The 11944-nt window shown below is 68.4% G+C and carries 12 protein-coding genes, 1 tRNA gene and 1 other RNA gene; all 14 read right to left on the bottom strand.

Annotated elements, in window-relative coordinates:
- Positions 1-65 precede the first annotated feature (65 nt).
- Positions 66-563, bottom strand: coding sequence for a DUF2062 domain-containing protein (locus tag HYU53_10910; GenBank protein MBI2221703.1), 498 nt, complete (start codon positions 561-563; stop codon positions 66-68).
- 3 nt (positions 564-566) lie between these two features.
- Entirely contained in the window at positions 567-1574 is a 1008-nt protein-coding gene (gene thiL, locus HYU53_10905; GenBank protein ID MBI2221702.1) for a thiamine-phosphate kinase, read from the bottom strand.
- 6 nt (positions 1575-1580) lie between these two features.
- Complete coding sequence (rny, locus tag HYU53_10900) at positions 1581-3158, bottom strand: ribonuclease Y (protein ID MBI2221701.1); 1578 nt, start codon at positions 3156-3158, stop codon at positions 1581-1583.
- Positions 3159-3212: 54 nt separating this feature from the next.
- Positions 3213-3399: non-coding RNA, 6S RNA (gene ssrS / locus HYU53_10895), on the bottom strand.
- A gap of 54 nt (positions 3400-3453) precedes the next feature.
- Positions 3454-3762, bottom strand: a complete 309-nt coding sequence (locus HYU53_10890) for a cell division protein ZapA (protein MBI2221700.1) — start codon at positions 3760-3762, stop codon at positions 3454-3456.
- Between the two features lies 1 nt (position 3763).
- Positions 3764-4048 carry a hypothetical protein gene (locus HYU53_10885; GenBank protein ID MBI2221699.1) on the bottom strand — a complete coding sequence of 95 codons (285 nt, stop codon included), beginning with the start codon at positions 4046-4048 and terminating at the stop codon, positions 3764-3766.
- A gap of 33 nt (positions 4049-4081) precedes the next feature.
- Complete coding sequence (locus HYU53_10880) at positions 4082-6115, bottom strand: phenylalanine--tRNA ligase subunit beta (protein MBI2221698.1); 2034 nt, start codon at positions 6113-6115, stop codon at positions 4082-4084.
- The gene (gene pheS / locus HYU53_10875; protein MBI2221697.1) at positions 6112-7203 is read right to left on the bottom strand and encodes a phenylalanine--tRNA ligase subunit alpha; all 1092 of its coding nucleotides are present in this window, start codon (positions 7201-7203) and stop codon (positions 6112-6114) included. Before pheS ends, HYU53_10880 begins: the two co-directional genes overlap by 4 nt.
- A 1-nt stretch (position 7204) precedes the next feature.
- Positions 7205-7561 carry a 50S ribosomal protein L20 gene (gene rplT, locus HYU53_10870; protein MBI2221696.1) on the bottom strand — a complete coding sequence of 119 codons (357 nt, stop codon included), beginning with the start codon at positions 7559-7561 and terminating at the stop codon, positions 7205-7207.
- A gap of 87 nt (positions 7562-7648) precedes the next feature.
- On the bottom strand, positions 7649-7846 hold the full coding sequence (gene rpmI, locus HYU53_10865; GenBank protein ID MBI2221695.1) for a 50S ribosomal protein L35: 198 nt from the start codon (positions 7844-7846) through the stop codon (positions 7649-7651).
- Between the two features lie 29 nt (positions 7847-7875).
- Positions 7876-8394 (bottom strand): translation initiation factor IF-3, encoded by a 519-nt coding sequence (locus HYU53_10860; GenBank protein MBI2221694.1) that lies wholly within the window; start codon positions 8392-8394, stop codon positions 7876-7878.
- A 76-nt stretch (positions 8395-8470) separates the two neighbouring features.
- A complete protein-coding gene (gene thrS, locus HYU53_10855) occupies positions 8471-10435 on the bottom strand; it encodes a threonine--tRNA ligase (protein MBI2221693.1) in 1965 nt (654 codons plus the stop codon).
- Positions 10436-10562: 127 nt separating this feature from the next.
- Positions 10563-10638: transfer RNA gene (locus HYU53_10850), tRNA-Val, on the bottom strand.
- Positions 10639-10780: 142 nt separating this feature from the next.
- On the bottom strand, positions 10781-11944 hold the full coding sequence (locus HYU53_10845) for a PDZ domain-containing protein (GenBank protein ID MBI2221692.1): 1164 nt from the start codon (positions 11942-11944) through the stop codon (positions 10781-10783).

Below are 11944 nucleotides of genomic sequence, written 5' to 3'. Positions count from 1 at the left end.
GGCCGGAGAGAGGAGGATCATAACCCAACGGCCCATCCGGGCAAACTTTATATAGGTCTTATGACCTAATTATCGTGCCGGTGTTGGCTCACGTGGGCGCGGTAGCTCTCGATGAAGGCGAGCGAGACGCGGTAGGCAATCGCGGCCGCCAGAAGGGCGCCAATTGTCGATCCGACCACATAGCTCCAGAACAGCGGCTCGAGCAGCTTCAGCAGCTGGCCCAGTTCCCGGAGCGAAAAGCCGTCCAGCGCGGCCTTGAATTCGGCGAGGATTCCTGGCGGGACATCGGCGCCGAGCAGCGCGGCTCCTCCCAGGGTGGCGACGGTGTAGTAGGGCGCGAGGGTCCACGGCAGGTTTGAATAGATCCCGAGGAGGACAGCGACGCGGTTCAGTCCCAGGGCGAACCCGGTAATCAGCCCGAGGATTGTGTGGAGCCCCAGCACGGGTGAATATCCCCAGAACACACCGAGCGCGTAGGCGGCGGCGGTCCTCCGCGGGGTGTCGTGCGTGTGCAGCAGGCGCTCGAGGGCGCGGCGGATCGCCGCCTTGGTCAGGTGAATCACGGCTCAGAAGTGGGCGAACCCCACCGGAAGCGGCTCTTCGCCCGCCTGTCTGGCGAGGACGAGCGCCGGCGCCTTGGTCAGCTCGCCGATGCGGGTGATGGGCAGCCCCCGTGCGAGGCGCCGGACCGCGTCGAGCGCCCGGCGTCGTGAGCGGGGAACGGCGACGAGCAGCTCGTAGTCATCGCCGCCTTCGACGGCGGTCCGCACCGGGTCGTCGCCGCGGCGCGCGAACAGCGTGGCGGCCGCTTCCGGTATGGGGAGCAGGGTGCCGTCGATTCGCGCGCCTGTGCCCGAGGCCTGCGCCACCTGGCGGACCGCGTCTGCGAGCCCGTCGCTCAAGTCCATGCAGGCCGTGGCCACCCGGTTCGAGGCGAGCAGCCGGCCCGCCCGGACTCGTGCCTCGGGGCGCCGATACCGGCGCACGCACTCGGCGAGAGCGGAGGAGGTGTCGTGCCCGGCGTCGATGTCGCCCAGCGTCGGGTGCGCCTGCAACCATCGCAGTCCGGCGAGCGCGGCGCCGATCGAGCCCGTGACGTACAGCTCATCCCCGGCGCGCCCGCCGCTCCGGGTCAGCACGCGCCGGGGGCGCGCGGCCCCCGTCATCGTCACCGTGATGGCGATCGGGCCTGGCGTGGCGGCGACGTTCCCGCCGACAACCGCCACGCCGTGCGCGCGCGCTTCGTCCGCCAGCCCCTCGATGAATGCGTCCGCATCCCGTTCCGCCCACGCACGCGTCACCGAGAGGGAGAGGAGCGCGGTGCGCGGCTGCGCCCCCATCGCGGCGAGGTCGCTGAGATTAACCGCGAGCGCTTTGTGCCCGACATCCGACGGCGAGCAGAACCGCGGGTCCCAGTGCACGCCTTCGACCAGCGTATCGGTGGTCAGGACGTCGAGCGTGTTCCGCTCCGCCTCCACCACCGCCGCATCGTCGCCGATGCCGACGCGGACCCAGGACGGATCCGCGGGGAGGCGTGCACGGATTCGCGAGATGAGGTCGCGCTCGCCGGTCACGAGTGGTCAGCGCGCGTACTCCACCGCGCGTGTTTCCCGGATCACCGTGACCTTGATCTGACCGGGGTACTCGAGCTCGTTCTCGATCCGCTTGGCGATGTCCTTCGAAAGCCAGACGGTCTCCTCGTCCGAGACCTTCTCGCTTTCCACCATGATCCGGATCTCCCGGCCGGCCTGGAGCGCGAACGCCTTGGTGACGCCGGGAAACGAGTCGGCGATGCCTTCGAGCTTCTCGAGGCGCTTGACGTAGGACTCGAGGATGTCGCGCCGCGCGCCCGGCCGGGCCGCCGAGATCGCATCGGCCGACTGGACGATCATCGCTTCGAGCGACGGCCAGTCGATGTCCAGGTGGTGCGCCGCCACCGCCATCACGACAGGCTCGGCCTCCCCGTGCTTGCGGAGGAAGTCCACGCCAAGCTCGAGGTGCGTGCCCTGCAGGTCGCGGTCGATCGCTTTGCCGATGTCGTGGAGGAACGCGGCGCGGACGCACACGTGCGCGTTGACGCCGACCTCCTTGGCCATGATGCCGGCGAGGTAGGCGACCTCCTTCGAGTGATTGAGCACGTTCTGGCCGTACGAGGTGCGGAACTTCAGCCGTCCCATCAGCCGCAGGGCCTCCGGGTGCACGTCGTACAAGCCCAGCTCGAAGGCGGCCGCTTCGCCTTCCTTGAGCACGGCGGCATCCATTTCCGCTTTCACTTTTTCGACGACTTCCTCGATGCGCGCCGGGTGGATCCGGCCGTCGCCGATCAGGCGCTCGATCGCCTGCCGCGCGATCTCGCGGCGATACGGATCGAAGCTCGACAGGATGATCGCGCCCGGCGTGTCGTCCACGATGAGCTCGACGCCGGTGGCCTGCTCGAGCGCGCGGATGTTGCGCCCCTCGCGTCCGATGATGCGCCCCTTGAGATCGTCGCTCGGCAGATCGACGACCGACACGGTGGTTTCAATGGCGTGCTCGGCGGCGCTCCGCTGGATCGCGTCGGTGATGATTTGCTGCGCCTTCAGCCCGGCGGTCTCGCGCGCCTCCGCCTCGAGCCGCTTCACCAGGTTGGCGGCATCGCGCCGGGCGTCGCTTTCGATCTGCCGGATCAGCAGGTCCTTGGCTTCGTCGTGCGTCAGCCCGGCCACGCGCTGCAGTTCCCGCATGCGGTCGGCGGCGAGCTGCTCGGCGCGCGTGAGCGCTGATTCCACCGCGATCTCGCGGGCGGCGATCGAGCGCTCGCGCCCGCGCAGATCCTGCTCCAGCCTGTCGGTCGCGGTGATGCGCTCAGCCAGCGCGCGCGTCTTGTCGGCGAGGGTCTGCTCGAGCGCGCCGATTTCCTGCCGGCGGTCTCCGGCCTGGCGCTCGGCCGCCGCCATCGTCTCGTGCGCTTTTTCCTTCGCCTCGAGGATGGCCTCTTTCTTCAGGGCTTCGGCGTCGCGTTCGGCCTCACGCCGCAGCCGCTGCGCGTCTTCTTCGGCGCGCGCGATGGTCTGCGCCGCGATCCGGCGCCTTGTCGCGATCCAGTAGAGGTAGACGGCCGTGGCCGCAGAGACGGTCACCAGGCCGTTGATGAGGTACCCGACCGGGAGAGTGCCCATTGCGTGCTCCTGACGGGCCACGCACGCGCGGCTGCCTGTGGGGATGGATTTATGAAAGGCCCCGCTTTGCCGTGTGGGGAGGTCGCATGAACCTGCGAAAGCAGGTGGAACCGCTCTGGTCAGCCGCGCTTCAGGCTTCCTCGCACCGAGGCATGCACACCGCGCGGCGTCGCGATTCGCTTATTTAATGGAACATCGGCTCAAGCGAGCCTCCGAACCATCACGGGCAAAGCAGGGAACTCAATGTTCCGAAGCGATCTTACGCTGGTGGGGGGGCGGGATCAAGCCGCGCCGGTCAGGATGCCGACCGCGCCACGCCGATGACGTCGTCGACCAGGCGCTCCAATTCCTCGGCCTTGCGGCACCAATGCGTGTTGACGGTGCCCTCGGCCGACCGCGCGCGAAACAGCTCGTCGGCGATGTTGAGTGCCGCGAGCACCGCCACTTTCAGCGTGTCGCCCGTGGACGACTCGCGCGCGGCGAGCGCGAGCTTCTCGTCGACGTACGCGGCCAGCTCCGCCACGTACGCCGCATCGAGCGTGCTGCGAATCGGGTAGCGCTGTCCCCCGATTTCGACCGTCACGACGCGAGTGTTGGCACTCACCTCAGAGATTCAGGCTTTCGATCTGCTGCAGCATGTCGCTGACGCGCGCGCGGATGACGTCGCGCTCCTCGCGGAGTGCGGTCACTTCGGCGCCGGCCCCTTCCGCTTCGGCCACCCGGCTGCGCAGCGATTCAAGTTCGCGCATCAGCCGCACGTTCTCGTCGGCCGCGCGCGCCTGCTCGGCCTTCATCCGCTCCACGACGCCGATGAGCAGCCGGATCTTTTCATCGAGCCTGTCAATTGCATCAAGCTCCACCGCGCGGGGAGCCGTTGCCGCCTTCGCCATCCACATCCTCCGAAATGACTCGTGAATCCTGCTCTACCGGCGCTCCGCGCCGTGTGACTGTTGCAGCGCCGCGACGATGGCCGCCATCGCCTGGTCGACTTCCGCGTCGGTCAGCGTGCGATCCGCCGCGCGGAACGTCAGGTGGTACGACAGGCTGACGCGGCCTTCGGGAATGCCCTTGCCCTGGTAGCGATCGAACTCGCCGACCTCGACCAGCGTGGCGGGCGCCGCCGAGCGGATAGTGCCACGAACATCCGCGGCAGGCAAGCGGACATCGGCCAGGATCGAAAGGTCGCGAACGATGGAAGGGAAACGTGGCAGCGGCTCGATCCGTGCCGCGTGCATGCCGGCGCCGAGCGCATCGAGGTCCAGCTCGGCGACGTACACGTCGTCGCGCCCCGGCACGTCGCGCGCCTCGACGACGGCCGGATGCAGCTGGCCGACGATCCCGAGGAGGCGGCCGTCCGCTCCAAGAACGCGCGCCGCGCGCCCGGCGGCCAGGCACCGCTCTGACGCTTCGACGAACCGCGGCGGGACGCGGAAGGCGCCGCACAGGCGCTCGGCGACGCCGCGCGCGTCGAAGAAATCCACGGCGCGCGGCGGCGCGCTCCAGTGCTCTTCGTCCGCCCGGCCGATCCAGACGAGGCCCGCGCGGCGGTGTTCGCCGTCGTTCGTGTTGAAGCAGGCGCCGATCTCGAACAGGCGCACATCAGCCTGGCCGTGGCGGCGGTTGTGTGCCAGCGCGTCCAGCAGGCCGGGCAGCAGCGACGGGCGAAGGACCGTGAACTTCTCGGAGAGCGGGTTGGCGATGGCCGCGATCGAGCCCTCCGCGGCAAACGGCTCCGCGGCCTTGCGCTCGATGAACGTGAATGTCACCGCTTCGTCGAAACCTGCCGCCAGCATCACGCGGCGCGCGAGGTCGTCGCGCCCAATCCGCGGGTCCGGCGCGGGCGTCACCTCGCCAAGCGGCGGGAAGGAGGTTGGCAACCGATCGTACCCGTAGTGCCGGCCGATTTCCTCGATGAGGTCGACTTCTCGCGTCACGTCCACGCGCCACGCCGGCACTTCGATCTGCCAGGCCTCGCCGCGCGCGGCCGCCCCGAACCCCAGGCCCGCGAGAAGACGCTCCGTGTCGGCCGCGGGCACGTCTGCACCCAGGAGGTGCGCGATGCGCGCGCGCCGCAGTTCGAGCACGCGCCGATCGGCCCGCCGCGGATAGCTGTCCACCACCGGACCGACCGCCTGGCCGCCGCCGATCTTCTCCAGCAGTTCGATCGCGCGCGCCATCGCGGTGACCGGCGCCTCGATGTCCGCGCCCCGCTCGAACCGCGCGCTGGCCTCGGTCTTCAGGCCGAGGCGGCGGCTCGTGATCCTGACCGACCGCGGCAGGAACCACGCGCTCTCGAACGCCACCAGCGTCGTGCGATCGCTCACCTCGGAGTCCGCGCCCCCCATCACGCCCGCGATCGCGGCCACCCGCTCCGCGTCGGCAATCACGAGCATGTCCGGTTCGAGCGTCCGCTCGACGCCGTCGAGGGTCCGGAGCGTCTCACCCTTCCGCGCGGAGCGTACGACGATCCGGCGTCCGGCGAGCCGCTCCAGATCGAACGCGTGCATCGGGTGCCCGCGCTCGATCATCACGTAGTTGGTGACGTCCACGACGTTGTTGATGGGACGCACGCCGGCCGCGTGCAGCCGCTCGGCCAGCCAGGAGGGGGAGGGCCCAATCTGCACGCGCGCCACCTGCGCGGCGTATCGCGGGCAGAGCTCAGGCGCCGCGATCTCAACCTCCACCGCGGAAGACGCGGAAGCCGCAGAAATCCTGGAATCGGGAATGCGGAAATCCACCCCGAACGCCACCGCCGCTTCGCGCGCGAGCCCGACGACGCTCAGGCAGTCCGGGCGATTGGCCGTGACTTCGAAGTCAATCACCGGCCCGCCCGCCGCCGCTGCCAGGATCTCGGCCACTTCGAAGCCGCACGATGCCAGCCGCGACGCCACCGCGTCGGCTGATGCGTCGGCCGGCACCGCGGCGAATTCGCGCATCCACGGCAGCACGAGCTTCATAGCGGGAACTGCTCCAGGAAGCGCCGGTCGTTTTCGTAGAAGGACCGGATGTCGTCCACGCCGTAGCGCAGCATCGCGATCCGCTCGATGCCCATGCCGAACGCAAACCCGGTGTACCGCTCCGCGTCGTAGCCGACCGCCTCGAAGAGCGCCGGGTGCACCATGCCGCAGCCGAGCACCTCGAGCCACCCGGTGCGCTTGCAGACGCTGCAGCCGGATCCGTCCTCTTGCCGGCCGGCGCCGCCGCAGGCGAAGCAGCTGACGTCCATCTCGGCGCTGGGTTCCGTGTACGGGAAGAAACTCGGCCGGAATTTCACGCGCGTGTCACGACCGAAGATTTCGCGCGCCCACGCGAAGAGCGTCCCTTTGAGGTCGGCGAGCGAGATCCCCTCTCCGACGACGAGCCCCTCCACCTGCGAGAACATGGGCGTGTGGGTTGGGTCGAGGTTGTCGCGGCGGTACACGCGTCCGGGCGCGATGATCCGCACCGGCGGCTGGTGCGCTTCCATGTAGCGGATCTGCATGCCCGAGGTGTGCGTGCGGAGCAGCGTCGCGCGGCGCGGGGCGCCGCCGTCGCGGGCCGCTGGTGCTCCGGGGAGCGGCGTCGCCAGGTACAGCGTGTCCTGCATGTCGCGCGCCGGGTGCTCCGGCGGCATGTTCAACGCCTCGAAGTTGTGCCAGTCGTCCTCGACCTCGGGCCCCTCGACGATGGAAAAGCCCATGCGGACGAAGATCGCTTCCACCTCGTCGCGAACGACGGTGAGCGGATGGCGATGGCCAATCGCCGGCCGGCGTCCCGGAAGCGTGACGTCCACCGAGCCGGCCGGCGCGCGCGCGGCATCGAATGCGGCCTGGCGCTCCGCGATCGCGGCCTCGGCGGCCTGCTTGAACTCGTTGGCGAGCTTGCCGAGCGCCGGGCGCTCGGCCGCCGGCGCGGTTGCGACGGCCTTCAGCAGGCTCGAGACGAGCCCTCCCTTGCGCGCCAGGTAGCGGTCGCGCAGCGCACGCAGGTCGTCCTCGGCGGCTACCTGGGCGAGCTCGGCGTCGAACTGGCGGCGGAGGGTCTCGATGGAAGGGGAGTCAGGCAAGTCAGGATCTGGCTCCCTTGGCCGTTTCGGCGAGCCGCGCGAAGGCGGCGGCGTCGTTGATCGCCAGATCCGCGAGGATCTTGCGGTCGATCTCCACGCCGGCCTTCTTCAGGCCGCTGATCATCTGGTTGTAGCTGAGGCCGTTCTCGCGCGCGGCCGCGTTGATGCGGACGACCCACAGGCGGCGGAAGTCGCGTTTCTTGTTGCGGCGGCCGACAAAGGCGTAGCCGAGCGACTTGTCCACCGCCAGCTTGGCGGCGCGATACAGCTTGCTCTTGGTCTGGTAGAACCCCTTGGCGCGCGAGAGAAGCTTCTTGCGCTTCGCCCGGCGAACGTTGCCACGTTTGACTCTCGGCATCTTTGACTCCTTGTCAGGCGGCCGTGCTCAGGAGTGCCCGTCCTGACGGCCGCACATGAGTGTTCAGGGTTTCCTGCACCCTGAACCCTAGTCGTAAGGGAGCATGAGCCTCATCTTCTTCATGTCTCCCGCCGCGACCACCGTGTCGCCGCGCAGCCCGCGCTTGCGCGAGCGCGACTTGCTCGTCAGGATGTGGCGGCGGAACGCCTTGCCCCTCGTGATCTTTCCCGTCGCGGTCTTCTTGAACCGCTTGGCGGCGCCGCGGTGCGATTTCAGCTTCGGCATGAGATCCTCAAATCCTCAAACTTCAAATCTTATTTCTTCTTCTGCGCCAGAATCGTGTGCATCTGGTTCCCTTCCTGGCGCGGCATGTTCTCCGGCGTGGCGACCTCCGCCAGGTCCTCGATCAGCCGCTCGAGAATCCGCCGCCCGATTTCCGGGTGCGCCATCTCGCGTCCGCGGAAGAAGATCGTCGCCTTCACCTTGTCCCCGTCCTCGAGGAAGCGCTCGATGTGCTTCTTCTTGAACTGGTAGTCGTGCTCGTCGACCTTCGGCCGGAACTTGATTTCCTTGACCTCGATCACCTTCTGGTGCTTTTTCGCCTGCCGCTGGCGCTTCTGCTCGGTGTACTGGAACTTGCCGTAATCCATGATCCGGCACACCGGCGGGCTGGCGGTCGGCGAGATCTCGACCAGGTCGAGCCCCTTTTCGCGTGCGAGCGCGAGCGCCTGCGGCGGCGCCATGATGCCGATCTGAGCCCCGGAGTCGTCGATGACCCGGATCTCGCGCACCCGGATGCGCTCGTTCACGCGAAGCCGATCATCACGACGCATTGGACGACCACGATCGAAAGCGATAACGGTGCTCCTTGAATTTGAGGATTTGAGGATGTGAGCGTTGAGGATCTGCCTATGCAGACCTGCTCACAGCACCAAGCTCCTCGGCCTTTCCCCGGGTGGCGACTTCTTCCTTCGCCATCACGACGAACTCATCCAGCCCGCGGGCGCCCAGGTCGCCGCCGCTGCGGCTGCGCACGGACACGCTGCCGTCCGACACTTCCTTGTCCCCCGCTACCAGCATGTAGGGGATCTTCTGCAACTGGGCTTCCCGGATCTTATAGCCGATCTTTTCCTGGCGGTCGTCGAGCTCCACGCGAAGCCCGGCGGCCGCGAGCCGGTCGCGCACCCGGGCGGCGTACTCGGCGTGCCGGTCGGCGATGGGCAGCACGACGACCTGCACGGGCGCGAGCCACAGCGGGAAGGCGCCGGCGTAGTTCTCGATCAGCATCGCGATGAAGCGCTCGAAACTCCCGAAGATGGCGCGGTGGATGACCACCGGCCGGTGCTCGGCGTTGTCGGCGCCCACGTACTTCAGGTCGAACCGCTCCGGCATCTGGTAATCGAGCTGGATCGTGGCGCACTGCCACTTCCGCCCGATCGCATCGGTGATGTCGAAGTCGATCTTCGGCCCGTAGAACGCGCCGTCCCCCTCGTTGATCGTGTACTGCTCCCCGACGGCGTCGAGCGCGCGCTTCAGCTCGCTCTCCGCGTGGTTCCACGCCTCGATCGCACCCATGAACTCGGCCGGCCGGGTCGACAGCTTCATCTCCGGCTTGAATCCGAAGTCGCCGTACACGCGCTGCACGAGGCGGAGCAGCCGCGTGACCTCCTCGCCGATCTGCGACTCCATCACGAAGCAGTGCCCGTCGTCCTGGCTGAACTGCCGGACGCGCGTGAGCCCCGAGAGCACGCCGGACGCTTCGTTGCGGTGCAGCGGCGTCTGCTCGTGGAAGCGCAGCGGCAGGTCCTTGTAGCTGCGGACATCGCTGCGGTAGATGAGGAAGTGGCCGGGGCAGTTCATGGCCTTCAGCCCCATCTGCTCGTTCTCGCTCTCCACGAGGAACATGTTCTCGCGGTAATGCTGCCAGTGCCCGGACGCCTCCCAGAGCGCCTTGTTGAAGACGATCGGCGCCTTCACTTCCTGGTAACCCGCGGGGATCAGCACCTCGCGCATGTAGCTGGCGAGAATGTTGTAGAGCACCGTGCCCTTCGTCAGCCAGAACGCCGATCCGGGCGCCCACTGGTGGAACATGAACAGCCCGAGCTCGCGTCCGAGCTTCCTGTGGTCCCGCCTTTTTGCTTCCTCGAGACGCTGCAGGTACGCCTTCAGCTCCGCATCCTTGAAGAAGGCGGTGCCGTAGACGCGCTGCATGGGCTGATTGCGCGCGTCCCCCTTCCAGTACGCGTTGGACGTCGTCAGGAGCTTGAACGCCTTGAGCTTGCTCGTGGACGGCACGTGCGGGCCGACGCAGAAGTCGACGAAGAGATCGCGGTCCTTGATCGTGTAGCAGGAGACGAAGTCCTGCCCGGCCGTCTTCTCTTCGATCAACTGCACCTTGAGCGGCTCGCCGCGCCGCGCAAAGAAGTCGATCGCTTCCTGCCGCGGCCACAGCTGCCGCTCGTACGGCAGATCCTGCGAGGCCAGCTCGCGCATCCGGGCCTCGATCTTCTCGAGGTCCTCGGGCACGAAGGGACGCTCGACCACGAAGTCGTAGAAGAACCCCTCGTCGGTGGCCGGGCCGATGCCGCACTGCGTGCCGGGGAAGAGGTTCGTCACGGCGGCGGCCAGCAGGTGCGCCGTGCTGTGCCGGTAGAGCGTCAGCGCTTCCGGGCCGTTCGCCTCCGGCGTCACGATGCGCAGTCGGGCGTCCTTCTCCAGCGGAAAGGACAGGTCCACCAGGCGGTCGTCGACGCGCGCGGCGAGCGCCACCCGGGCGAGGCCGGAGGAGATCTGGGCCGCGACGTCGCGCACGGGAGTGCCGGCTGGCACGCGACGGGTCGAGCCGTCGGGCAGCGTCACAGTGAGCTGGCTCATTGGGCGGTGGTCAGTGGTCAGTGGTCAGTGGTCAGTGATCAGTGATCAGTGCCTGGATATCGCAACGGCCTGCCGTGCTGTCCACCAGTCACTGACCACCGGCCACTGACCACTGGCCACTGCAAGTTGGTAGGCGCGGGTGGAGTCGAACCACTGACCTCCTCGGTGTCAACGAGGCGCTCTAACCACTGAGCTACGCGCCTATCTATCAGGAACACGGGCCGTTACAGAAAGAATCAGAATACCACAGCGGGGTGGGAAAGTGGGACGGGGAAGTGGGACAGTCACACTTTCCCGGTGTTCCGGCAGGGAAAGTGTGACTGTCCCACTTCCCCGCCCGTCGCGCTACGCGCCAAGCGTGGCGAGGGCCTTCTCGATGACCGGATCCGCGGCCGCGGGGTCGGCCACCTTGCCGAACTCGACTTCGGCCTCTTCGACTTCGATCGCGGGCGTCAGCCCCTTTTCGTGGATCGCGTCGCCGCGTGAGGTGGTGTAGGTGGCGTACGTCAGCCAGAGGCCCGATCCCTGCGGCAGCTTCACCAGCTTCTGCAGGCCGGCGCGGCCGTTGGTGTGCTCGCCGATGGTCTTGGCGCGCTCGGCGCCCGAAAGCGCGGCCGCGAACAGCTCGGCGGCGCCCGACGTGCCCAGGTTGATGAGGACCACGGCGGGCATCGTGATCGGCGCGCCCCCTTCGCTGACGACCGGGGCCTTCTCCTGGCCGCGGCCGGCGCGCATGGCGATGGTCGTCCCGGGCGGCACGAAGAGGCCCGCCGCGGCGAGCCCGCTGTCCAGCGGCCCTTCGCTCGTCTGCCGCACGTCCAGGATCAACTTCGCGGCGCCGGCTGCCGCCAGCTCCGCGACCTGGCGGCGCAGCGCGTCCACCGTCGTCGCGTCGAACGCCGGGATGCGGACGTAGCCCACGTTTCCGTTCACCATTCGCCCGCTGACCGCCAGCGGCTTCGGCTTCTCGCGGACGAGGTCGATGACGTGCGGATCCGCGGCATTACCGCGGATCACCAGCACGGAGACCTTGCTGCCCGGCGCGCCGCGCAGCATCCGCATGCCTTCGTACACCGACAGGTCGCGCGTGGGCTTGCCGTCGATCGCGCGGACGAAATCGCCCGGGAGCAGCCCCGCGCGCGCGGCCGGCGACCCTTCGCGCGCCGCGATCACGCGCAGGTAGTACTGGCGCGTCAGGTCGAGTCCCACGTCTCCGTCCGGCAGCCGCTCGCCGGACTCCACCGCGCGCACCTGCGCCGGCTGGAGGTACGCGCTGTCGGCATCGAGCCCATCGGCGAGGCCCCGCATCGCGCCGTCCATCACCTTGTCCACGTTCGCGTCTTCGACGTAGTTGTGGACGATGAGCGAGACGACGTCCTCGAAGACGCGCAGCGACTGTTCGGTCGTGGGCTCGGGCTGGATGCGGGCGCCGAGCAGGCCGCCGACCAGCACGAAGAGCAGCAACGGCGTCGAGATCGAGAGAACGATCAGTCGGGTGCGCGGGCTCAT

The organism is Acidobacteriota bacterium, assembly GCA_016184105.1.
In the GTDB taxonomy this organism is placed as follows: Bacteria; Acidobacteriota; Vicinamibacteria; order Vicinamibacterales; family 2-12-FULL-66-21; genus JACPDI01.
This window is presented reverse-complemented; position numbering and strand designations above follow the sequence as displayed.